We start from the raw sequence: 22,505 nt of genomic DNA, 5'->3' as shown, positions 1-22,505 counted from the left end.
TTAATGAAAAAGCTGTTTGTGCAGTTTTACCTTCTGCTGTTTGTCTGCTTTCTGGTGATGACCATGCTGGTCGGGCTGGTCTACAAATTCACCGCAGAGCGCGCGGGCAGACAATCCCTCGACGATCTGATGAAAAGCTCGCTCTACCTGATGCGTAGCGAGTTGCGAGAAATACCACCTCATGACTGGGCGCGCACGTTAAAAGAGCTGGATCTGAATCTGTCGTTTGATCTGCGTATCGAACCCATGAAGGATTTTGACTTAGCGCCGCCTGCGATGCAGCGTCTGCGCGATGGAGACATCGTCGCGCTGGACGAGAAATATACCTTCATTCAGCGTATTCCGCGCAGCCATTATGTCCTGGCCGTCGGGCCGGTGCCCTACCTCTATTACCTGCACCAGATGCGCCTGCTGGATCTCGCCCTGCTGGGCTTTATTGCCATCTCGCTCGCTTTCCCTGTATTCATCTGGATGCGACCGCACTGGCAGGACATGCTGAAACTGGAATCCGCCGCACAGCGTTTTGGGGAGGGTCATTTAACTGAACGCATACATTTCGACAGTGGTTCCAGTTTTGACCGGCTCGGTATTGCCTTTAACCAGATGGCCGATAACATCAACGCCCTGATTGCCAGCAAGAAGCAGCTGATCGATGGCATTGCGCATGAACTGCGCACTCCGCTGGTACGCCTGCGTTATCGCCTGGAGATGAGCGAGAACCTCACCGGGGCGGAATCGCAGGCGCTCAATCGGGATATTGGCCAGCTTGAAGCGCTAATTGAAGAGCTGCTGACCTATGCCCGCCTCGATCGGCCTCAGACGGAGTTGCACCTCAGTACACCGGATCTCCCCGTCTGGCTACAGACGCATATTAACGATGTGCAGAGCGTTAACCCTCAGCGAAAACTGCTGACAGCCATTACCCCCGGCGCGTACGGCGCACTGGACATGCGCCTGATGGAACGCGTGCTGGATAATCTGATGAACAACGCCATGCGCTACAGCGAAACGACGCTGCGCATAGGTTTAGATTTGCAGGGAAGCCAGGCGATTCTGTGTGTGGAAGACGATGGCCCCGGCATTGAGCCGGCGGAGCGTGAAAAAGTTTTTGAGCCGTTTGTGCGCCTCGATCCCAGCCGCGACCGGGCTACCGGCGGCTGTGGTCTGGGGCTGGCTATTGTCCGTTCTATTGCCCAGGCGATGGGCGGTTCGGTTCGCTGCGAAGCGAGCGAGCTGGGCGGGGCCCGGTTCGTCTTTAGCTGGCCGATCTATCACAACATTCCCCTTCCCGTACCTGCCTGACCTAAACCGCACGCTGGCCTGACCCGGCGTGTTGTGCTATATCAATAGTATGTTGTAACTAATTAAGGGCTGCCATGACAACTTACGATCTCATCGAAAGGCTTAACACCACGTTTCGGGAAATAGAGCAGGCGTTACTGACCCTCACGGGGCAACTTCAGGACTGCCGCCTGCTGGCCGCCCGCGTCTTTTCCCTGCCCGAGGTGGCAAAAGGCGCAGAGCACGACCCGCTGAACACCATTGAGGTGACGCAGCATGTTGGCAAGGCGGCGCTGGAAATGACGTTGCAGCACTATCGTCGCCTTTTCATCCAGCAGCAGTCCGAAAATCGCAGCAGTAAGGCCGCCGTTCGCCTGCCCGGCGTCATCTGCTTGCAAACGGATGCCGCAACGCGTGAAGGAATTGAGGCGCAGATTACGCATATCAATACGCTGAAAGCCGCCTTTGAGAAGATTGTAACCGTTGAGTCCGGGCTGGCACCGGCTGCCCGTTTTGAATGGGTGCATCGCCAGCTTCCGGGGCTGATCACCCTGAATGCCTACCGCACGCTGACGGTACTGCGCCATCCCGCCACGCTGCGCTTCGGCTGGGCCAACAAGCACATCATTAAAAATTTCGCGCGGGACGAGATCCTGGCGCAGCTGGAAAAAAGCCTGAAATCGCCGCGAACGGTCGCCCCGTGGTCGCGGGAACAGTGGATTGAACGGCTGGAGCAGGAGTACCACAGCATTGCCTCCCTGCCAGCTGATACCCGTCTTAAAATAAAGCGTCCGGTGAAGGTGCAGCCTATCGCCCGTGTCTGGTATGCCGGTCAACAAAAGCAGGTGCAATACGCCTGCCCGACGCCGCTGATTGCGCTCTATGATGCCGATCAGGGTGCGGTGGTGCCGGATATCGGGGAACTGCTGAACTACGATGCTGAAAACGTTCAGCATCGCTATAAACCCCAGGCGCAGCCGCTACAGCTGATTATTCCGCGGCTGCACCTGTATGTGGCGCAGTGATTATCTGAGGCTGCCCACCATCGCTTCCGGTCGGACCCAGGCATCAAACTCGGCGTCCGTCAGGTAGCCCAGCGCCAGCGCAGAGGCTTTCAGGGTAAGCCCCTCTTTGTGCGCTTTTTTAGCGATTTCGGCCGCTTTGTCATAACCGATATGGGTGTTCAGCGCCGTTACCAGCATCAGAGACTCATTCAGCAGCTGGCTGATTCGCTCGCGATTAGGCTCAATGCCCACCGCGCAGTGCTCGTTAAAGCTCTCCATGCCATCGGCCAGCAGACGAATCGATTGCAGTACGTTGTGGATCACCATCGGTCGATAGACGTTAAGCTCGAAGTTACCCGACGCGCCGCCCATGTTAACCGCCACGTCATTACCCATCACCTGACAGCACAGCATGGTCATGGCTTCGCACTGGGTCGGGTTCACTTTGCCCGGCATAATGGAGCTGCCCGGCTCGTTTTCCGGAATGCTGATTTCGCCGATGCCGCAGCGCGGGCCGGAGGCCAGCCAGCGCACGTCGTTGGCGATTTTCATCAGCGAGGCCGCCAGCCCTTTCAGCGCGCCATGGGTATGCACCAGGGCATCACAGGTCGCCAGCGCTTCGAATTTATTCGGAGCGGTAACAAACGGCTGCCCGGTAATCTTCGCCAGCTCTTCGGCCACGCGCACCGCGTACTCGGGATGGGTGTTTAACCCAGTGCCCACCGCCGTTCCGCCGAGCGCCAGCTCCGCCAGATGCGGCAGGCTGTTGTCGATATGCTTAAGGTTGTGCTCCAGCATCGCCACCCAGCCGGAGATCTCCTGGCCGAGCGTCAGCGGCGTGGCGTCCTGAAGGTGCGTACGACCAATTTTAACAATGTCGCGGAAGGCCTGCGCTTTCTCGTTAAGCGTAGATTTAAGCACGTTGAGCTGCGGGATAAGCTGCTCGCGGATTGCGATGACGGCCGCCACGTGCATGGCCGTCGGAAACACGTCGTTGGAACTCTGGCTTTTGTTCACGTCATCGTTCGGGTGGATCTTGCGCTCCATGCCGCGTACGCCGCCAAGCAACTCGCTTGCGCGGTTCGCCAGCACCTCGTTCATGTTCATGTTGCTCTGGGTGCCTGAGCCGGTCTGCCAGATGGCAAGGGGGAATTCGTCGGGATGTTTGCCCGCCAGCACTTCGTCGGCGGCATTGATGATGGCGGTGGCTTTTTCGGCATCCAGCAGGCCCAGATCCTGATTGACTTTGGCGGCAGCGCGTTTGGTCAACGCCAGCGCCTGGATTAGCGAGACGGGCATTTTCTCTGTCGAAATGCGGAAATGCTCCAGCGAACGCTGGGTTTGTGCGCCCCATAGCTTGTCGGCCGGGACGTCGATGGCGCCCATGGAGTCTTTCTCGCGGCGATGCATTGTCATTACTTACTCCTTGATAACAAAGATGGGATTGCTCACATGCTTAAGAGATAAGTATTGATGACTTCTGAGAAACGTTATGGCGCTTTGTGCGCTCTTTTTGATGTCGGGTGGTGGCTGCGCCTTACCCGACCTACGAGTATGTAGGCCGGTTAAGCGTCAGCGCCACCCGGCAATTTACAGAATTACTTCACACACGCCGAACACTGGGAAGACTGGATCTGTTTGAAGAAGTCGTTACCTTTGTCATCCACGAGGATGAACGCCGGGAAGTCTTCCACTTCAATTTTCCAGATCGCTTCCATACCCAGTTCCGGGTACTCCACGCACTCAAGGCTCTTGATACTGCCCTGCGCCAGCACCGCCGCCGGGCCACCGATGCTACCGAGGTAGAAGCCGCCGTGCTTGTGGCACGCGTCCGTCACCTGCTGGCTGCGGTTGCCTTTCGCCAGCATGATCATGCTGCCGCCGTTGGCCTGTAACTGGTCGACGTAGGAGTCCATACGGCCCGCCGTGGTTGGGCCTAACGAGCCGGAAGCATATCCATCAGGCGTTTTTGCCGGACCTGCGTAGTAGATCGGGTGATCTTTAATGTACTGCGGCAGCCCTTCGCCGTTGTCCAGGCGCTCTTTCAGCTTCGCATGGGCGATGTCGCGGCCCACGATAATCGTCCCGTTCAGGGAAAGGCGCGTCGAGACCGGATACTGCGAAAGCTGCGCCAGAATCTCTTTCATCGGACGATTCAGGTCCACGCGAACCGCTTCCCCCTCGCCCGCTTTACGCAGTTCTTCAGGGATGTATTTGCCCGGGTTGTTCTCCAGCTTCTCGATCCAGATGCCGTCGCGGTTGATCTTCGCTTTGATGTTACGGTCCGCTGAACAGGAAACGCCCATCCCCACCGGACAGGAAGCACCGTGGCGCGGCAGGCGGATCACGCGAATGTCATGCGCGAAGTATTTGCCGCCAAACTGCGCGCCCAGCCCCAGGTTCTGCGCTTCGGCCAGCAGTTCCTGCTCAAGCTGCACGTCGCGGAACGCCTGACCATGTTCGTTACCTTCCGTTGGCAGGCCATCGTAGTATTTGGTTGAGGCCAGCTTAACGGTTTTCAGGGTGCTTTCGGCAGACGTACCGCCAATCACAAATGCGATATGGTACGGCGGGCAGGCCGCGGTGCCGAGGGTACGCATCTTCTCGACCAGGTAGTTCTTCAGCTTGCCCGGGGTAAGCAGCGCTTTGGTTTCCTGGTAAAGATAGGTTTTGTTGGCTGAACCGCCGCCTTTGGCGATGCAGAGGAATTTGTACTCGTCACCGTCGACGCTGTAGAGGTCAATCTGCGCAGGCAGGTTAGTGCCGGTGTTCACCTCTTTGTACATATCCAGCGCCGCGTTTTGCGAATAGCGCAGGTTGTCTTCGGTGTAGGTATTGTAAACGCCGCGCGCCAGCGCCGCTTCGTCACCGCCGCCGGTCCAGACGCGCTGGCCTTTTTTACCGGTGATAATCGCCGTGCCGGTGTCCTGGCAGGTCGGCAGAATGCCTTTCGCCGCGATATCAGAGTTACGCAGGAATTGCAGGGCAACGTACTTATCGTTCTCGCTGGCTTCCGGGTCGCTCAGGATATCAGCAACCTGCTGCTGATGCGCCGGACGGAGCATAAAGGAAGCATCATGGAAGGCTTGCTGCGCCAGCAACGTCAGCGCCTGCGGGTCAACTTTGAGGATCTCCTGCCCTTCAAACTCAGAGACAGTAACGTAATCGCGGGTTAACAGATAATACTCGGTCTGATCCTGACTGAGCGGGAAAGGATCCTGATAATGGAAGGGTTTATTCGACATTGTTCTCTCACTTACTGCTTCGGTCTGTTTATTCAGGGCAGATGTTCCGCTGCCCGGCTTAAAAGCGAGTCAGCTTATCCTACACAATTTTTTAACAAAAACTGAGACTAGTACGACTTTTTACATCCGCAGGTTACTTCCATTCGGTTTATTGCTTTAATACGCGGAGTTAATTCCACATATGAATCAGGGCTTGATAATGCAAAAACTCATCAACTCAGTGCAAAACTACGCCTGGGGAAGTAAAACTGCGTTAACGGATCTCTACGGTATCGCCAACCCGGACAACCTGCCGATGGCAGAGCTGTGGATGGGCGCGCACCCGAAGAGCAGCTCAAAAATTGAAGATGCCAGCGGTCAGGTTCGCAGCCTGCGTGACGTCATCGACGCCGACAAAGCCGCACTGCTCGGCGATAAAGTGGCGAATCGTTTTGGTGAGCTGCCGTTTCTGTTCAAGGTATTGTGCGCCGACCAGCCGCTCTCCATTCAGGTTCACCCGAACAAAAAAGCCTCTGAGCTGGGCTTTGCCAAAGAAAATGCCGCCGGTATTCCGTTAGACGCCGCAGAGCGTAACTACAAAGATCCTAACCACAAGCCGGAACTGGTTTTCGCCCTCACCCCTTTTCTGGCGATGAATGCCTTCCGCGAGTTTTCCGAGATCATCTCCCTGCTGCAACCGGTCGCCGGGGCTCACAACGCGATCGCCCACTTCCTGGAAAACCCGAACGCAGAAGCCTTGAGCGAGCTGTTTGCCAGCCTGCTGAATATGCAGGCCGAGGAAAAGTCCCACGCGCTGGCGGTGCTGAAAGCCGCGCTGAACAGCCAGCAGGGTGAGCCATGGGACACCATTCGCGTAATTTCCGCGTTTTATCCGGACGACAGCGGCCTCTTCTCTCCGCTGCTGCTGAACGTGATGAAGCTCAACCCGGGCGAAGCGATGTTCCTGTTCGCTGAAATCCCGCACGCCTACCTCAACGGCGTGGCACTGGAGGTGATGGCTAACTCCGATAACGTACTGCGCGCGGGCCTGACGCCAAAATACATCGATATCCCTGAGCTGGTTGCCAACGTGAAGTTTGTGGCGAAACCTGCTGCGGAGCTGCTTACTCAGCCGGTGAAAAACGGCGCAGAGCTGGACTACCCGATTCCGGTTGACGATTTTGCCTTCTCCCTGCACGACCTCAGCGCAGACGAAACCGCCATTGCACAGGAGAGCGCCGCGATCCTGTTCTGTGTGGAAGGCGAAGCGACGTTGCACAAAGATAGCGAGCGTCTGGTGCTCAAACCGGGTGAATCCGCCTTTGTCGCAGCAAACGAGTCGCCTGTCCGGGTGAGCGGCACCGGTCGCCTGGCGCGTGTTTTTAATAAGCTTTAGGGACTTACTGAATTTTTTAACAACTCTTGCTAAGCTAGTAACAGGCGTTGTAACACCAGGCGGTTTTAACCGCCTGGTTTCATTTTAGGGATAATCGCAATGAAAAAATCGGTCGTAGCGGTAGGAGTGATTGTTGCTTTAGGCGTGATCTGGACGGGTGCTTCCTGGTATACCGGGAAACAGCTGGAAAGCCGTCTGGCAGAGATGATGACGCAGGCAAACAGCGAGATTAAGCGCAGCGCGCCTGAAGCAGGTCTGGAGCTGAGCTATCAGAACTACCAGCGTGGCGTGTTTACCAGCCATATGCAGGTGGTGGTGAAGCCGGTTGCGGGTAATCAGAACGCCTGGCTGAAACCGGGCCAGAGCGTGGTGCTGGATGAAGTGGTCAGCCACGGTCCGTTCCCGCTGGCGCAGTTGAAAAAGTTTAACCTGATCCCCTCTATGGCATCCGCCAGAACCGTACTGGTGAATAACGAGGTGACGAAGCCGATTTTCGATATGGCGAAAAATGAGTCGCCGTTTGAGATCAATACCCGCATCAGCTATGCCGGTGATACGCATTCCGACATCGACCTGAAAGCCCTGAATTACGAACAAGGCACTGATAAAGTCGCCTTCAGCGGCGGTAATTTCCAGCTTGATGCCGATCGCGACGGCAAGAATGTCTCCCTGACCGGCGATGCCGCCAGCGGCCTGGTGAATTCAGTCAATGAATATAACCAGAAGGTGCAGCTTACCTTCAACAACCTGAAAGCCAGCGGCAATAGCCGTATGACTGATTTTGATGAGCGTATCGGCGACCAGAAACTGAGCCTCGATAAGATCGCCATTGCGATCGAAGGCAAAGAGATGGCGGTGCTTGAAGGCATGGATCTGGACGGTAAGTCTGACGTGTCCAAAGACGGTAAAAGCATCAACACCCAGCTGGATTACAGCTTGAAAAGCCTGAAAGTACAGAATCAGGATCTGGGTACCGGTAAGTTGTCCCTGAAAATCGGCAACATTGACGGCCAGGCGTGGCACGAATTCAGTCAGAAATACAGTAAAGAGAGCCAGGCTCTGCTGACCGATGCCGCCCTGCAACAGAACCCACAGGCTTACCAGCAGCAGGCGATGACGGTGCTGTTTAATAACCTGCCGATCCTGCTGAAGGGCGAGCCGGTGATTACCGTTGCGCCCCTGAGCTGGAAAAACGGCAAAGGCGAAACCAACTTCAACCTGTCGCTGTTCCTGAAGGATCCGGCAGCCACGACCGGCGAGCCGCAGACCCTGGCGCAGGAAGTTGACCGCAGCGTGAAATCGCTCGACAGCAAGCTGACCATCCCGATGGATATGGCAACCGAGTTCATGACGCAGATTGCGAAACTCGAAGGGTATGGTGAAGAAGATGCAGGTAAACTGGCAAACCAACAGGTGAAAGGCCTGGCGGCGATGGGCCAGATGTTCCGCATCACGAAGGTGGAAGACAACACCATTTCCACCAGCCTGCAATATGCTAATGGCCAGGTGACGCTCAACGGCGACAAAATGCCGCTGGAAGAGTTTGTCGGTATGTTTGGTATGCCGACGCTGGGCATGCCTGAACCGGCCGAACCGGCTGCGCCGCCGGCAGTACCGCAGCAGTAAACGAAAAACCCCTCGCATGAGGGGTTTTTTATTGCCGGGTGGCGCTGACGCTTACCCGGCCTCCGATCCTGAGCCGTTGTAGGCCCGTGAAAGCAAAGCGTTTACTTCACCGTCACTAAGCGCGCAGCCACAATCTGATGCCCGGCCTGCACGTCCGTATTTTCAATGCGCTGCATAATTCGTTCTGCCAGGGTGTACCCCATTTCACGAGCCGGCGTCGTCGCCCAGACGATGGGGAGATCGTCTAACGCATTTTCACCGACATCTGCAAACGCCCCCAGCGCCACCTGATGGCCGAAGAACGTTTCTACCCCGCCCTCACCGCTCTGGCGTCCGGCGCGGATCAAACCGAACCACGCCCCCATCGCAATAACGTCGTTATAGCAAATCACCGCGCTGATCGTCGGGCTGTTGCGAAGCAGCGTGCCGATGGCTTCCGCGGCTTTTTTCTGGCTGGATTCACACTCCACCACCCATTCGCTGTGAAACGGCAGGCCGTATTTGATGAGCGTGGAGCAGTAACCGCCCACCCGCTCGGCACGCGTCAGGGACGAGCTTTTACCGCCGAGCCAGGCGATGCGCTGATGGCCGCGATGAATAAGATGCTCGGTCAGCATTTGCGCGGCCTGCATGTTATCCGGTCGAAGGGTATCGGCTTCGTCGAGATAGCTGGCGCGCGACGCAAACACCAGCGGTACGCCTTTCTGCGCCGCGCGCTCACACAATTCACTGCCCACGCCGGACGCGCCGGCCACGATCACCCCATCCACCCCTTGCGTCAGCAGCAAATCCAGCCTGGAGAGCAGTTGCTCCGGTTCGCGCCCACCGTGGAGCAGGAAAACCATTCGCCCCTGCGCTTCAAGCGCCTCGGTCAGCCCGGCGGTCAGTTCTGCATAAAACGGCGACGCGAGATCGCGAACGATCAGCCCTATCACCCCGCTTTGCCCACCGCGCAGCGCCGACGCCTGGCGATTACGCACAAAGCCCAACTGCTCAACGGCCTCGTTGACGCGCTGACCCGTTGCAGGAGAGATGCGCCCCTTCCCGCTTAATACCAGCGAAACGGTGCTGACGGAAACCCCCGCCGCCAGCGCGACATCGTTGATGGTGATCTTTTTCGCTACAGCCATGTGGTGGCGTGACTCCTTGATAATGAGATCGCTAAAACGTTTTATCAATACGTTATCTTTATACTACCAGTAAAAGCCTGAGAATGTGATTTAGCGCGCACTAAAGTTTGATAAAACGTTTTATCTTCTCGCCCCATCGAGGTCGTTAAATCTCTTTCTACCCTTTAAGGAGTCGTTTTATGACGACGAAAGCAGCACAAAAAATATCGCTGTGGGAGTTTTTCCAGCAACTGGGTAAAACCTTTATGCTGCCCGTGGCGCTTCTCTCTTTTTGCGGGATTATGCTGGGGATCGGCAGCTCGTTAAGCAGTCATGACGTCATTACTCTGATCCCTTTCCTGGGAAATCCGGTACTTCAGGCGATCTTCATCTGGATGAGCAAGGTCGGATCGTTTGCCTTTAGCTTCCTGCCGGTAATGTTCTGTATCGCCATTCCTCTGGGTCTGGCGCGCGAAAACAAAGGCGTGGCGGCGTTTGCGGGCTTCGTTGGCTATGCGGTCATGAACCTTGCGGTTAACTTCTGGCTGACCGCCAAAGGGATCCTGCCGACGACCGACGCGGCGGTACTGAAAGCCAATAACATTCAGAGCGTGATTGGTATTCAGTCCATCGATACCGGGATCCTTGGAGCCGTGATCGCGGGGGTGATTATCTGGATGCTGCACGAGCGCTTCCACAACATCCGCCTGCCCGATGCGCTGGCCTTCTTCGGCGGGACCCGCTTTGTGCCAATCATTACGCTGGTTGTGATGGGTCTGTTTGGTCTGATCATCCCTCTGATTTGGCCGATTTTTGCCATGGGGATCACCGGGATTGGCCGCATTATCAACGGCGCGGGTGATTTCGGCCCGATGATTTTCGGTACGGGTGAACGTCTGCTGCTACCGTTTGGTTTACAGCACATCCTGGTTGCCCTGATCCGCTTTACGGAAGCAGGCGGCACCATGGACGTTTGCGGTCATTCCGTTAGCGGCGCGCTGACCATCTTCCAGGCCCAGCTGAGCTGCCCGACCACTCACGGCTTCTCTGAAAGTGCGACGCGTTTCCTTTCTCAGGGTAAAATGCCTGCCTTCCTCGGCGGCCTGCCGGGTGCTGCGCTGGCGATGTACCACTGTGCCCGTCCGGAAAATCGTCATAAAATTAAAGGTCTGCTGATCTCCGGCGTTATTGCCTGCGTGGTGGGCGGTACGACAGAACCTATCGAGTTCCTGTTCCTGTTCGTGGCACCGGTACTGTACCTCATCCACGCCGTACTGACGGGCCTGGGCTTTACCGTGATGGCTGTGCTCGGTGTGACCATCGGTAACACCGACGGTAACGTGATTGACTTCGTGGTATTCGGTATCCTGCACGGCCTGTCCACCAAGTGGTATCTGGTGCCGGTTGTGGCCGCCATCTGGTTCGCGGTTTACTACGGGATCTTCCGCTTCGCCATCACCCGCTTCAACCTGAAAACGCCTGGCCGCGATACCGATACGGCCACCAGCGTTGAACAGGCGGTGGCCGGTACCGTTGGGAAATCCGGATATAACACGCCGGCTATTCTGGCGGCGCTGGGCGGTGCGGATAATATTACCTCTCTGGATAACTGCATCACCCGCCTGCGTTTGTCGGTGGCGGACATGTCCAAAGTGGATACCAACGCACTTAAAGCTAACCGGGCTATTGGCGTAGTACAGTTAAATCAGCACAATTTGCAGGTCGTCATTGGCCCGCAGGTACAGTCAGTGAAGGATGAGCTGGCAACCCTGATGCGAACCGTCGAAGCCTGATGCCTCGCCCCCCCTCGTCATGAGGGGGTTTTACTTTACGGAGCACCGTCATGTTTGATTTTTCAACCGTCGTGGATCGACACGGCACCTGGTGTACCCAGTGGGATTATGTCGCTGACCGTTTTGGCGCAGCCGACCTGCTGCCCTTCACCATCTCTGATATGGATTTCGCCACCGCCCCCTGCATTACCGATGCGCTGCACCAGCGAATAAACCACGGGGTGTTTGGTTACAGTCGCTGGAAAAATGAAGAATTTCTGGCCGCCGTGGCGCACTGGTTCCGGCAACGCTTTAACAGTCAGATTGATACCGAAACCGTGGTGTATGGGCCGTCGGTCATTTATATGGTCTCGGAACTGATCCGCCTCTGGTCCTCGCCTGGCGACGGCGTGGTGGTCCACACTCCGGCTTACGATGCCTTTTATAAAGCCATCGAAGGCAACCAGCGTACCGTTGTTTCCGTGCCGATGCAGAAAACAGCGCATGGCTGGGAGGGGGATATGGCCTCGCTGGAAGCGGCGCTATCAAAACCGGAAAACAAGGTGTTGCTGCTGTGTAGCCCGCAAAACCCGACCGGAAAAGTCTGGACTCGGGAGGCGCTGACCACAATGGCGGCCCTGTGTGAACGTTATGACGTAGCGGTGATCAGCGACGAAATTCATATGGACATGGTATGGGGCACGCATCGTCATACCCCGTGGAATGAGGTTGCGCGCGGTAAATGGGCGCTGCTGACCTCGGGTTCCAAAAGCTTCAACATTCCGGCGCTGACGGGCGCCTGGGGGCTTATCGCCGATGACGCCAGCCGTAACGCCTATCTGAATGCATTAAAAGGTAGGGACGGACTCTCTTCCCCTTCCGTGCTGGCGCTGACCGCGCATATTGCTGCTTACCGACAGGGCGAACCCTGGCTGGACGCGCTGCGGACCTATCTCGAAGAGAATCTGCGGTATGTTGCTCGCGAATTAAACAGTGCATTTCCGACACTCAACTGGCAACCGCCAGAGGCAACCTATCTGGCCTGGATCGACCTCAGCCCGCTCGGTATTGACGACAATACGCTGCAAAACGTGCTGATTGAACAGCAAAAAGTGGCCATCATGCCGGGATATACCTATGGAGCCGAAGGGAAAGGCTACGTTCGTCTGAACGCGGGTTGCCCCCGTAGTAAGCTTGAACAGGGCGTTCAGCGCCTCATCGCGGGCATCAACACGCTGCTGTAAATTATTTGCGCAACGGAATATTCCCTTGCGCAAATAGCTTTTTACCCCGTTTTGTTTTTATAATATGGCGCACTTTAACCAGCAAAGAGTGCGACCATGATTGATACACGCCTGCCTTTAACCGATATTCACCGCCACCTTGACGGCAACATTCGTGCCCAAACCATTCTCGATCTTGGTCGCCAGTTCAATTTAACCCTCCCTGCCGAAACGCTTGAAACCCTGATCCCCCATGTTCAGGTCACGTCGAACGAACCGGATCTGGTGAGCTTTCTGAGCAAGCTCGACTGGGGCGTGAAGATGCTGGCCTCGGTCGATGCCTGTCGCCGTGTCGCCTTTGAAAACATCGAAGATGCCGCGCGCAACGGCCTGCACTATGTCGAACTGCGTTTCTCCCCGGGCTATATGGCGATGACCCACAATCTCCCCGTAGCGGGCGTGGTTGAAGCGGTCATTGAAGGCGTGCGTGAAGGCTGCAAAACCTTTGACGTTCAGGCGCGTTTGATCGGCATTATGAGCCGTACCTTCGGTGAAGCGGCCTGTCTTCAGGAGCTGGAAGCATTACTGGCGCATCGCGACCAGATCACCGCCATCGACCTGGCCGGTGACGAGCTGGGCTTCCCGGGCAGCCTGTTCCTGTCTCATTTCAACCGCGCACGTGATGCAGGATGGCATATTACCGTTCATGCAGGCGAAGCCGCGGGGCCGGAAAGCATCTGGCAGGCCATTCGTGAACTGGGTGCGGAACGTATTGGTCACGGCGTGAAAGCCATTGAAGATCGCGCGCTGATGGATTTCCTCGCCGAACAACGTATTGGAATCGAATCCTGCCTGACCTCCAATATTCAGACCAGTACAGTGGCATCGCTGGCGCAACACCCGCTGAAAACCTTCCTTGAACACGGGGTGCTGGCTTCACTGAACACGGACGATCCGGCGGTTCAGGGCGTGGATATTATTCACGAATACAACATCGCCGCGCCGCAGGCCGGGCTGAGCCGCGAGCAGATCCGTCAGGCGCAAATCAACGGGCTGGAGATCGCCTTCCTGACGCCTGAAGAGAAACAGGCGCTGCGCGATAAAGTTGCTCAGTAGTCCTCTTTACTGCCGGGTGGCGCTGCGCTTACCCGGCCTACGAAAGCGTTTGGCACTTATGCCAGACAGAGCGTTGCGCGATGTTTGGCAGATTCGATCCCCAGCTCAATGAGCTCCATAATCTGGATTGCCTGGCTTGCGGGAACCGGATTTTCACCTGAACCGTTCAGCGCGTCACGAATGGCGGCGTAATACGCCGGATAGTTCCCCGGCAGGGTCAATACCGTCTCTTCAACCAGCGCCTCACCCTCCGCACGCGTCACCACCCCGTCGCGCATGTCGTAGCCCCAGTCCTCCTGCGGTAAGCGTTCGCCATTTTTGAGGCGCTCTTCCTGCGGATCCAGGCCGAACTTCACATAGCTGCCGCGCGCCCCATGAATGATATAGCGGGCCGATTCCGCCGCCGCAAGCATTGTCCCGTGCAGCACAATGCGCCGCTGCGGATAACTCAAAATGGCATGGAAATAGTCGGTGGTCTGCGCCCCCGGCCTGAGCTGCGCTAAATCGACCGTCATGCTTACGGGCAGACCAAACAGATGAACGGCCTGATCGAGAAGATGCGGCGCTAAGTCATACCAGATGCCGCTGCCCGGTCCCGCCTGCTCGCGCCAGCGATCTCGCACCTGCGGACGATAACGATCGAAGTGCGACTCAAAAAAGGCAATTTCGCCGAGCGTGCCTTCGTTGAGCAGCGCTTTGACCGTCAGGAAATCGCTGTCCCAGCGCCGGTTGTGAAAGACCGATAATAACCGACCCAGACTTCGCGCCAGCGCATCCAGCTCGCGCGCCTGTGACAACGTCACGGTGAAGGGCTTATCGACAACAACATGTTTGCCTGCCTCCAGCGCCGCTTTCGCCAGGGGGAAATGAGTGTCGTTAGGGGTAGGAATGACAATAAGGTCAATATTAGGATCGTTAAACAGATGCTTAGGCTCCGTTACCACCGGCACAGCTGGCCAGTCGGCGCGGACCTTAGTCTCATCGCTGCTTGTGATGGCCGCCAGTTCCATTCCCGGCGTGCCGGCAACCAGCGGTGCATGAAAGGTTTTGCTTGCGTACCCGTAGCCAATAAGACCGACGCGGATGTTTTCACTCATCGTTTGCCCCCTCGCTGTGCGCTTATTTATCACTGGCCTTGTGCTTAACGCACACATTAATAATGTGCCCTGTGAGTTAAAATAGCATCTCACGACAGCGTTTTTTGTTACCTCGCATTAAAGTGTGCATAGGGGGCCGGGGAATCGTTCCCAAAGCGCTTGCTCTGAAGAAAAGGGCGCTGTAACATTTGTAATCTGTATTTATGGATAAATTACAAACACAAATTATGACGTCAATAATTAATCGAATCATTGAATTAGCGGGATGGATTGTCCTTGGGGTTTCAGTCGTGTTGCTCGGCATTGCCAGCCATATCGATAACTACCAGCCGCCGGAGCCTGTGACTGTCGCACAACAAAAGTAAGCCGTGTCGTCATAAAGCGTGACACATTACGTCATGGAACATATTGCCAGCCGTAATGAACGGGGTTACCCTTCTCTTTCAGGCATCTCCTGATGCCTGATTCTTCGCAAAGAAAACTCCTAATTTCGTCGCGTTACCCGAGTGGACAGTTTACGTCTTTATTAATCCGTTTATTATTCGAACGCATTACCTTTATGGGTATTACCCTTTTATATGGAAACTTATTAATATGACAGTTCAGGACTATTTATTAAAATTTCGCAAGATCAATTCCCTTGAAAGCCTGGAAAAACTGTTTGACCATCTGAACTACACGCTGTCGGATAATCAGGACATCATCAATATGTACCGCGCTGCTGACCATCGTCGCGCCGAACTGGTCTCTGGTGGTCGTCTGTTCAATGTGGGGGAAGTGCCTAAATCCGTATGGCGTTACGTTGTATAAGAAAGTAGCCTTCGGCGTGAAATGTTATATACTCTCCGCCCTGCAAATTTCTGTATAACATTTCGCGCAGACTATGGGAGAGCGTATGACCGCATTGCCTGGAGAGAGAATTGGGGGCTGGTTAATCGCCCCGCTGGCATGGCTGCTGGTGGCATTATTAAGCGCTTCACTGGCGCTGTTGCTTTACACCACCGCACTGGTTACGCCTCATGCTATCCAGACACTGATGTCCCAGAGTGCGCTCAATATTGCGACGTGGTTTGTGTCGTTCGTTTTCGCGATCGCGATGTGGTACTACACGCTGTGGCTGACTATCGCCTTCTTCAAACGCCGCAAAAGCGTGCCAAAGCATTACATTATCTGGCTGCTGGTCTCCGTGCTGCTGGCTGTCAAAGCGTTCGCTTTCTCGCCTGTGTCTGACGCGCTGGCGGTTCGCCAGTTACTGTTTCCGCTACTGGCGACGGCGCTTCTGGTCCCTTATTTCAAGCGTTCGACGCGCGTTAAGAAGACCTTTGTCAACCCGTAATAACCTTACAGTTAACCTGTTGTGGCCTGTTGTCGTTTATCCGATAATAGGCGGCTATTTTATTTCAGGCTAAATAATGACCGATTACTTACTGCTCTTTGTCGGAACTGTGCTGGTGAATAACTTCGTACTGGTGAAGTTCCTTGGCCTGTGCCCGTTTATGGGCGTCTCCAAAAAGCTGGAGACGGCAATGGGCATGGGGCTGGCAACCACCTTCGTGATGACGATGGCCTCCATTTGCGCATGGCTGATTGATACCTGGATCCTAATCCCGCTCGACATGCTCTACCTGCGCACTTTGGCCTTTATTCTGGTCATTGCGGTCGTGGTGCAATTTACCGAAATGGTGGTGCGGAAAACCAGCCCTGCCCTGTATCGCCTGTTGGGTATTTTTCTGCCCCTCATCACTACTAACTGTGCGGTGCTGGGCGTGGCGCTACTGAATATCAACCTTGGGCATAATTTCCTGCAATCGGCGCTGTATGGTTTTTCCGCCGCGGTCGGTTTTTCTTTTGTTATGGTCCTGTTCGCCTCGATTCGCGAGCGTCTGGCCGCGGCGGATATTCCCGCGCCGTTTCGCGGTAACGCCATCGCTCTGGTGACCGCAGGTTTAATGTCTCTGGCCTTTATGGGCTTTAGTGGTCTGGTGAAGTTGTAATGAGTGCTATCTGGATTGCCATCGCGTCCATCAGCGTGCTGGGACTCGTCTTTGGCATCATTCTGGGTTACGCCTCCCGCCGGTTTGCGGTGGAGGACGATCCGGTGGTTGAAAAAATTGATGAACTTTTACCCCAGAGCCAGTGCGGGCAGTGTGGCTACCCTGGCTGCCGCCCTTACGCTGAGGCGGTGGGCGTGCAGGGAGAAAAGATCAACCGCTGCGCGCCGGGTGGCGAAGCGGTCATGCTTAAAATAGCTGCCCTGCTGAACGTCGATCCCCAGCCTGTCGACGGCGATGAACATGCCCAGGAGCCTGTTCGTGCCCTTGCTGTTATCGACGAAGCCAACTGCATTGGCTGCACAAAATGTATTCAGGCGTGTCCTGTTGACGCCATTGTGGGCGCAACGCGCGCGATGCATACCGTTGTGGCGGATCTGTGCACCGGCTGTAATCTCTGCGTGGCGCCCTGCCCGACGCAGTGTATAGAACTGCGCCCGGTTGAAACGACTACCGAAAACTGGAAGTGGGACCTTCAGACCATTCCGGTTCGCAATATTCCTGTGGAACAACATGCTTAAGTTATTTTCTGCCTTCAGAAAAGAGAAGATCAGGGATTTCGACGGCGGCATTCATCCGCCTGAGATGAAATCGCAGTCTAACGGCACGCCGCTGCGCCAGATCCCGCTGGCGACCCGTTACGTTATGCCCCTGAAACAGCATATCGGCGCGGAAGGCGAATTGTGCGTGAAAGAAGGCGATAGCGTTCTTCGCGGCCAGCCGCTGACCTTTGGTCGCGGACGGATGTTGCCGATACATGCCCCGACTTCCGGTAAGGTGGTGGCTGTTGCCCCCCATACCGTTGCCCATCCGTCGGCGTTGTCTGAGCTGAGCGTGATCATTGAAGCCGATGGTGAAGACCGCTGGATCGAGCGTGACGGCTGGAGCGACTACCGTTCCCACAGCCGTGAAGCGCTGATTGAACGCATTCATCAGTTCGGCGTGGCGGGTCTGGGGGGCGCAGGCTTCCCGACCGGCGCTAAGCTTCACGGCGGCGGCGATAAAATCGAAACGCTGATCATCAACGCCGCCGAGTGCGAACCGTACATCACCGCCGATGACCGTCTGATGCAGGACTGTGCCGCGCAGGTGGTGGAAGGTATTCGCATTCTTGCGCATATCCTGCAACCCCGCGAAGTGCTGATCGGTATTGAGGACAATAAACCGCAGGCCATTTCGATGCTGCGTGCGGTACTGGCGGACAGCCATGATATCGCCCTGCGCGTGATCCCGACCAAATATCCGTCCGGCGGGGCAAAACAGCTGACGCAGATCCTGACCGGCAAACAGGTCCCCCACGGGGGCCGTTCGTCCGACATCGGCGTGCTGATGCAAAACGTGGGGACTGCCTACGCGGTGAAACGTGCGGTGATTGACGGCGAGCCATTGACCGAGCGCGTCGTCACGCTGACAGGCGAGTCCGTCTCCCGTCCCGGCAACATCTGGGCGCGTCTGGGTACGCCGGTGCGTCATCTGCTGGAACAGGCTGGCTTCTGCCCGGGTAGCGATCAACTGGTCATTATGGGCGGCCCGCTGATGGGCTTTACCCTGCCGTGGCTTGATGTGCCGGTGGTGAAGATTACCAACTGCCTGCTCGCCCCTTCCCTGACGGAGATGGGCGAAACGCAGGAAGAGAAAGGTTGCATACGCTGTAGCGCCTGTGCGGACGCATGCCCGGCAGATTTACTGCCGCAGCAGTTGTATTGGTACAGCAAAGGCCAGCTGCACGATAAAGCCCAGGCGCATAACCTGGCTGACTGTATTGAATGCGGTGCCTGCGCCTGGGTCTGCCCAAGCAATATTCCGCTGGTGCAGTATTTCCGTCAGGAGAAAGCTGAAATCTACGCCATCTCCATGGAAGAAAAACGTGCCGCTGAAGCGAAGGCCCGCTTTGAAGCGCGCCAGGCGCGACTGGAGCGCGAGAAACAAGCCCGTCAGGAACGCCATAAGCAGGCTGCCGTGCAGCCTGCGGCGAAAGATCAGGATGCCATTAACGCAGCCCTGGCCCGCGTACGCGAGAAGAAAGCCACCGCCGCCCAGACGGTTGTGATCGCTCCGGGAGAAAAACCGGACAACAGCGAAGCGATTGCAGCCCGCGAAGCGCGGAAAGCCGAAGCACGCGCGCGTCAGGCGGAGAAAGCGCAAAACGCCAAACCGGAAGCCGACATCGACCCGCGTAAAGCGGCGGTGGAAGCGGCTATTGCCAGGGCAAAAGCCCGCAAAGCCGGTCAGCAGACAGTGGTGGTTGAACAGGAAGCGACGGATCCGCGCAAGGCGGCCGTTGAAGCCGCTATCGCCCGCGCCAAAGCACGTAAAGCGGCACAGCTACAACCTGCCGAAGAGAGTGAAGCCCCTGTCGATCCGCGTAAAGCCGCCGTTGAAGCGGCCATCGCCCGTGCCAAAGCACGAAAAGCGGCACAGCAGGACGAACTGCCTGCGGCCGCTAATGACGATCCACGCAAAGCCGCAGTCGCCGCCGCGATTGCGCGCGTTCAGGCAAAGAAAGCCGCGCAGCAAGCCGTTAACGAGGATTAAATGGTTTTCAGAATTGCAAGTTCCCCTTATACCCATAACCAGCGCCAGACATCGCGTATTATGATGCTGGTGTGCCTGGCCGCGCTGCCAGGTATTGCCGTACAGTGTTGGTTTTTCGGCTGGGGTACGCTTTTCCAGTTAGTTCTGGGTTGCGCCAGTGCCGTCGCAGCGGAAGCCGCGATCCTGAAGCTGCGCAAAATGGAGGTGACTCGCATCCTGAGCGATAACTCCGCCCTGTTGACCGGCCTGTTGCTGGCCATCAGCATTCCCCCGTTCGCCCCGTGGTGGATGGTGGTATTGGGAACGGTGTTTGCGGTGATCATCGCCAAGCAGCTGTACGGCGGGCTGGGCCATAACCCGTTTAACCCGGCGATGATTGGCTACGTAGTACTGCTGATCTCCTTCCCGGTACAGATGACCAGCTGGCTGCCGCCGCATGAGATCGCCGCCACGGTGCCCGGCTTTATGGATGCCCTGCACGTTATCTTTACCGGCCACACCGCGCTGGGCGCAGATATGAACGCGCTTCGCATGGGCGTGGACGGCATCAGTCAGGCCACTCCGCTCGATACCTTCAAAACCTCCCTGCGTGCCGGACAAAGCGTGGAGCAGGTGATGAAATCGTCTATTTACAGCGGCGTACTGGCAGGTGCTGGCTGGCAGTGGGTCAATCTGGCCTACCTGTTGGGTGGCGCGTTCCTGCTGCAACAGAAGGCGATCCGCTGGCATATTCCGGTGAGCTTCCTGGTGACGCTGGCCGTCTGCTCGACGCTCGGCTGGGTTATCTCACCTGAGTCACTGGCCAGCCCGCAGCTCCATCTGCTCTCCGGCGCGACCATGCTCGGGGCATTCTTTATTCTGACCGATCCGGTCACCGCCTCTACCACCAACCGTGGTCGTCTGATTTTCGGCGCGCTGGCAGGCTTGCTGGTCTGGCTTATTCGCAGCTTTGGCGGCTATCCGGACGGCGTGGCATTTGCCGTGCTGCTGGCTAACATCACCGTTCCGCTCATCGACTACTACACGCGTCCACGCGTGTACGGTCATCGCTAAGGGTCGCGCCATGCTAAAGACAATGCAAAAACACGGCGTCACGCTGGCGATCTTCGCCGCCGCCCTCACCGGGCTGACCGCGCTGGTAAATGAACTGACGAAAACCACCATTGCAGAGCAGGCAATGAAGCAGCAAAAAGCGCTGTTCGATCAGGTGATCCCATCCGATCTCTACGATAATGACCTGCAAAAAAGCTGCTTTGTCGTGCAGGCTCCGCAGCTTGGTAAAGGACCCCATCGCGTTTATATTGCCCGCAAGGGCGATAACCCCGTGGGCGCCGTCATGGAAGCCACCGCGCCGGACGGTTACTCCGGTGCGATTCAGCTGCTGGTGGGCAGCGATTTTTCCGGCACCGTACTGGGTACGCGCGTGACGGAACATCACGAAACGCCGGGCCTTGGCGACAAAATTGAAACACGCTTAAGCGACTGGATCTTACACTTCGCCGGAAAGATGATTCATGGCGAGGACGATCCTGCTTTCGCGGTGAAAAAAGATGGCGGCGAATTTGACCAGTTCACGGGCGCCACGATTACCCCGCGCGCGGTGGTCAACGCCGTAAAGCGCGCCGGGCTGTATGCCGAAACGCTGCCCGCGCAGATCAATCATCTTTCCACCTGTGAGGAGTGACCATGAGCCAGGTTAAAGAGGTTATCGTCCAGGGTCTCTGGAAGAACAACTCCGCGCTGGTGCAGCTGCTTGGGCTATGTCCGCTGCTGGCGGTGACGTCTACCGCCACCAACGCGCTCGGGCTGGGGCTGGCGACCACGCTGGTGCTGACCCTGACTAACTTTTCCATTTCTGTTTTGCGCCGCTGGACGCCGTCAGAAATCCGTATTCCGATTTATGTCATGATCATTGCGTCGGTGGTCAGCGTCGTGCAAATGCTGATTAACGCCTACGCATTTGGCCTGTACCAGTCGCTCGGGATCTTCATTCCGCTTATCGTGACTAACTGTATTGTCGTAGGCCGCGCTGAAGCCTTCGCGGTGAAAAACAATCCGGCCATATCCGCGCTGGATGGGTTTTCCATCGGCATGGGCGCGACTGCCGCCATGTTCGTCCTCGGCTCTCTGCGTGAAATTTTGGGCAACGGTACGCTCTTCGACGGTGCGGACGCGCTGCTTGGCGGCTGGGCGAAGTCGCTGCGTATTGAGGTGTTCCATACGGACACCCCGTTCCTGCTGGCCATGCTACCTCCTGGCGCCTTCATTGGCCTTGGGATGATGCTGGCGTTAAAATACCTGATTGATGAAAAACGTAAACGCCGCGCCGCTGAACGCAGCGTACAGGAAGGGATCCCCGAGAAAGCAGTATGAATAAAGAGAAACGCATTGCGATCCTGACGCGCCTGCGCGATGAGAATCCTCATCCAACGACAGAGCTGAACTTTAACTCGCCGTTTGAACTGTTGATCGCGGTGCTGCTCTCTGCACAGGCGACGGACGTGAGCGTCAATAAAGCCACTGCCCTGCTCTACCCTGTCGCCAATACGCCGCAGGCCATGCTGGAGCTGGGCGTTGAAGGTGTGAAATCCTATATCAAGACCATTGGCCTGTTTAACAGCAAGGCCGAAAACGTCATTAAGACCTGCCGGATCCTGCTGGAGAAGCACGGCGGTGAAGTCCCGGAAGATCGCGCCGCGCTGGAAGCGTTGCCGGGCGTCGGGCGTAAAACGGCAAATGTGGTGCTGAACACGGCGTTTGGCTGGCCGACCATCGCCGTAGATACCCATATCTTCCGCGTCTCAAATCGCACCCGTTTCGCGCCGGGTAAAAACGTGGAAGAGGTTGAAGAGAAGCTGTTAAAAGTCGTTCCTGCGGAATTTAAGGTGGACTGCCACCACTGGCTGATCCTGCACGGCCGGTATACCTGTATTGCCCGTAAGCCACGCTGCGGTTCCTGCATTATCGAAGATCTCTGCGAATACAAAGAAAAAGTCTATCCCTGAGCGTAAACCACCTTACTTCTTACCTGTTCAAGCCCTTAGAATTAACAAGGGCTCTGATATCTTCTC

21 protein-coding genes are annotated in these 22,505 nt (G+C 56.5%); 17 read left to right on the top strand and 4 right to left on the bottom strand.

Going from position 1 to position 22,505, the window contains the following annotated elements; translation table 11 throughout:
• Nucleotides 1–3: 3 nt before the first annotated feature.
• Both rstB and tus read left to right on the top strand, forming a co-directional pair.
• Nucleotides 4–1,302, top strand: a complete 1,299-nt coding sequence (gene rstB / locus L384_RS06165; protein ID WP_003857557.1) for a two-component system sensor histidine kinase RstB — start codon at nt 4–6, stop codon at nt 1,300–1,302.
• A 74-nt stretch (nt 1,303–1,376) separates the two neighbouring features.
• Complete coding sequence (tus, locus tag L384_RS06170; protein ID WP_023314048.1) at nt 1,377–2,306, top strand: DNA replication terminus site-binding protein; 930 nt, start codon at nt 1,377–1,379, stop codon at nt 2,304–2,306.
• On the opposite strand, the gene fumC is transcribed toward tus, so the two are convergent.
• Both fumC and fumA read right to left on the bottom strand, forming a co-directional pair.
• Entirely contained in the window at nt 2,307–3,701 is a 1,395-nt protein-coding gene (fumC, locus tag L384_RS06175) for a class II fumarate hydratase (protein WP_023324555.1), read from the bottom strand.
• Nucleotides 3,702–3,883: 182 nt separating this feature from the next.
• Nucleotides 3,884–5,530, bottom strand: coding sequence for a class I fumarate hydratase FumA (fumA, locus tag L384_RS06180; protein WP_023314046.1), 1,647 nt, complete (start codon nt 5,528–5,530; stop codon nt 3,884–3,886).
• 199 nt (nt 5,531–5,729) lie between these two features.
• On the opposite strand from fumA, the gene manA reads away from it, so the two are divergent.
• Both manA and L384_RS06190 read left to right on the top strand, forming a co-directional pair.
• A complete protein-coding gene (gene manA / locus L384_RS06185; protein ID WP_032628216.1) occupies nt 5,730–6,905 on the top strand; it encodes a mannose-6-phosphate isomerase in 1,176 nt (391 codons plus the stop codon).
• 99 nt (nt 6,906–7,004) lie between these two features.
• Complete coding sequence (locus L384_RS06190; protein ID WP_023324553.1) at nt 7,005–8,531, top strand: YdgA family protein; 1,527 nt, start codon at nt 7,005–7,007, stop codon at nt 8,529–8,531.
• 101 nt (nt 8,532–8,632) lie between these two features.
• Here the strand turns inward: L384_RS06190 and L384_RS06195 are convergent, their stop codons facing one another.
• Nucleotides 8,633–9,661 carry a Mal regulon transcriptional regulator MalI gene (locus L384_RS06195; RefSeq protein WP_003857568.1) on the bottom strand — a complete coding sequence of 343 codons (1,029 nt, stop codon included), beginning with the start codon at nt 9,659–9,661 and terminating at the stop codon, nt 8,633–8,635.
• 179 nt (nt 9,662–9,840) lie between these two features.
• Here L384_RS06195 and malX point away from each other — a divergent pair, with 179 nt between their 5' ends.
• From malX to add, 3 genes are all read left to right on the top strand, one after another.
• On the top strand, nt 9,841–11,433 hold the full coding sequence (gene malX, locus L384_RS06200) for a maltose/glucose-specific PTS transporter subunit IIBC (protein WP_023324552.1): 1,593 nt from the start codon (nt 9,841–9,843) through the stop codon (nt 11,431–11,433).
• Between the two features lie 50 nt (nt 11,434–11,483).
• Entirely contained in the window at nt 11,484–12,656 is a 1,173-nt protein-coding gene (locus L384_RS06205) for a MalY/PatB family protein (RefSeq protein ID WP_023324551.1), read from the top strand.
• Between the two features lie 96 nt (nt 12,657–12,752).
• Nucleotides 12,753–13,751, top strand: a complete 999-nt coding sequence (gene add, locus L384_RS06210) for an adenosine deaminase (RefSeq protein WP_015570661.1) — start codon at nt 12,753–12,755, stop codon at nt 13,749–13,751.
• A gap of 56 nt (nt 13,752–13,807) precedes the next feature.
• Here add and L384_RS06215 read toward each other — a convergent pair whose 3' ends face one another.
• Nucleotides 13,808–14,848, bottom strand: a complete 1,041-nt coding sequence (locus L384_RS06215; protein WP_003857576.1) for an oxidoreductase — start codon at nt 14,846–14,848, stop codon at nt 13,808–13,810.
• Between the two features lie 239 nt (nt 14,849–15,087).
• On the opposite strand from L384_RS06215, the gene blr reads away from it, so the two are divergent.
• The 10 genes from blr to nth all read left to right on the top strand — a co-directional run bounded on the left by blr (nt 15,088) and on the right by nth (nt 22,439).
• On the top strand, nt 15,088–15,213 hold the full coding sequence (gene blr, locus L384_RS0121230; RefSeq protein WP_151884424.1) for a division septum protein Blr: 126 nt from the start codon (nt 15,088–15,090) through the stop codon (nt 15,211–15,213).
• A 229-nt stretch (nt 15,214–15,442) separates the two neighbouring features.
• Nucleotides 15,443–15,658, top strand: a complete 216-nt coding sequence (gene ydgT / locus L384_RS06220) for a transcription modulator YdgT (RefSeq protein ID WP_000217941.1) — start codon at nt 15,443–15,445, stop codon at nt 15,656–15,658.
• 85 nt (nt 15,659–15,743) lie between these two features.
• Complete coding sequence (locus L384_RS06225) at nt 15,744–16,184, top strand: DUF2569 domain-containing protein (protein ID WP_015570663.1); 441 nt, start codon at nt 15,744–15,746, stop codon at nt 16,182–16,184.
• A gap of 76 nt (nt 16,185–16,260) precedes the next feature.
• Nucleotides 16,261–16,842, top strand: a complete 582-nt coding sequence (gene rsxA, locus L384_RS06230; protein ID WP_003857582.1) for an electron transport complex subunit RsxA — start codon at nt 16,261–16,263, stop codon at nt 16,840–16,842.
• The gene (gene rsxB, locus L384_RS06235) at nt 16,842–17,420 is read left to right on the top strand and encodes an electron transport complex subunit RsxB (RefSeq protein ID WP_023324550.1); all 579 of its coding nucleotides are present in this window, start codon (nt 16,842–16,844) and stop codon (nt 17,418–17,420) included. The genes rsxA and rsxB overlap by 1 nt, the downstream gene beginning before the upstream one ends.
• Entirely contained in the window at nt 17,413–19,434 is a 2,022-nt protein-coding gene (rsxC, locus tag L384_RS06240) for an electron transport complex subunit RsxC (protein ID WP_023324549.1), read from the top strand. Before rsxB ends, rsxC begins: the two co-directional genes overlap by 8 nt.
• Entirely contained in the window at nt 19,435–20,487 is a 1,053-nt protein-coding gene (rsxD, locus tag L384_RS06245; protein WP_003857588.1) for an electron transport complex subunit RsxD, read from the top strand.
• 10 nt (nt 20,488–20,497) lie between these two features.
• Nucleotides 20,498–21,118 carry an electron transport complex subunit RsxG gene (rsxG, locus tag L384_RS06250; protein WP_003857590.1) on the top strand — a complete coding sequence of 207 codons (621 nt, stop codon included), beginning with the start codon at nt 20,498–20,500 and terminating at the stop codon, nt 21,116–21,118.
• Nucleotides 21,119–21,120: 2 nt separating this feature from the next.
• On the top strand, nt 21,121–21,807 hold the full coding sequence (locus L384_RS06255) for an electron transport complex subunit E (protein ID WP_003857592.1): 687 nt from the start codon (nt 21,121–21,123) through the stop codon (nt 21,805–21,807).
• Nucleotides 21,804–22,439, top strand: a complete 636-nt coding sequence (gene nth, locus L384_RS06260; RefSeq protein WP_003857594.1) for an endonuclease III — start codon at nt 21,804–21,806, stop codon at nt 22,437–22,439. Before L384_RS06255 ends, nth begins: the two co-directional genes overlap by 4 nt.
• The last annotated feature ends 66 nt before the right edge of the window (nt 22,440–22,505 follow it).

The organism is Enterobacter sp. MGH 38 (assembly GCF_000492855.1).
GTDB classification, from domain to species: Bacteria; Pseudomonadota; Gammaproteobacteria; order Enterobacterales; family Enterobacteriaceae; genus Enterobacter; species Enterobacter hormaechei_C.
This window is presented reverse-complemented; position numbering and strand designations above follow the sequence as displayed.

Coding starts and splice junctions, on each gene's coding strand:
- L384_RS06195 (WP_003857568.1), bottom strand. CDS start 9,661: ATGGCTGTAGCGAAAAAGATCACCATCAACGATGTCGCGCTGGCGGCG.
- rstB (WP_003857557.1), top strand. CDS start 4: ATGAAAAAGCTGTTTGTGCAGTTTTACCTTCTGCTGTTTGTCTGCTTT.
- L384_RS06205 (WP_023324551.1), top strand. CDS start 11,484: ATGTTTGATTTTTCAACCGTCGTGGATCGACACGGCACCTGGTGTACC.
- L384_RS06255 (WP_003857592.1), top strand. CDS start 21,121: ATGAGCCAGGTTAAAGAGGTTATCGTCCAGGGTCTCTGGAAGAACAAC.
- rsxA (WP_003857582.1), top strand. CDS start 16,261: ATGACCGATTACTTACTGCTCTTTGTCGGAACTGTGCTGGTGAATAAC.
- fumC (WP_023324555.1), bottom strand. CDS start 3,701: ATGACAATGCATCGCCGCGAGAAAGACTCCATGGGCGCCATCGACGTC.
- fumA (WP_023314046.1), bottom strand. CDS start 5,530: ATGTCGAATAAACCCTTCCATTATCAGGATCCTTTCCCGCTCAGTCAG.
- L384_RS06215 (WP_003857576.1), bottom strand. CDS start 14,848: ATGAGTGAAAACATCCGCGTCGGTCTTATTGGCTACGGGTACGCAAGC.
- manA (WP_032628216.1), top strand. CDS start 5,730: ATGCAAAAACTCATCAACTCAGTGCAAAACTACGCCTGGGGAAGTAAA.
- rsxC (WP_023324549.1), top strand. CDS start 17,413: ATGCTTAAGTTATTTTCTGCCTTCAGAAAAGAGAAGATCAGGGATTTC.
- L384_RS06190 (WP_023324553.1), top strand. CDS start 7,005: ATGAAAAAATCGGTCGTAGCGGTAGGAGTGATTGTTGCTTTAGGCGTG.
- nth (WP_003857594.1), top strand. CDS start 21,804: ATGAATAAAGAGAAACGCATTGCGATCCTGACGCGCCTGCGCGATGAG.
- add (WP_015570661.1), top strand. CDS start 12,753: ATGATTGATACACGCCTGCCTTTAACCGATATTCACCGCCACCTTGAC.
- rsxD (WP_003857588.1), top strand. CDS start 19,435: ATGGTTTTCAGAATTGCAAGTTCCCCTTATACCCATAACCAGCGCCAG.
- rsxB (WP_023324550.1), top strand. CDS start 16,842: ATGAGTGCTATCTGGATTGCCATCGCGTCCATCAGCGTGCTGGGACTC.
- tus (WP_023314048.1), top strand. CDS start 1,377: ATGACAACTTACGATCTCATCGAAAGGCTTAACACCACGTTTCGGGAA.
- rsxG (WP_003857590.1), top strand. CDS start 20,498: ATGCTAAAGACAATGCAAAAACACGGCGTCACGCTGGCGATCTTCGCC.
- ydgT (WP_000217941.1), top strand. CDS start 15,443: ATGACAGTTCAGGACTATTTATTAAAATTTCGCAAGATCAATTCCCTT.
- L384_RS06225 (WP_015570663.1), top strand. CDS start 15,744: ATGACCGCATTGCCTGGAGAGAGAATTGGGGGCTGGTTAATCGCCCCG.
- malX (WP_023324552.1), top strand. CDS start 9,841: ATGACGACGAAAGCAGCACAAAAAATATCGCTGTGGGAGTTTTTCCAG.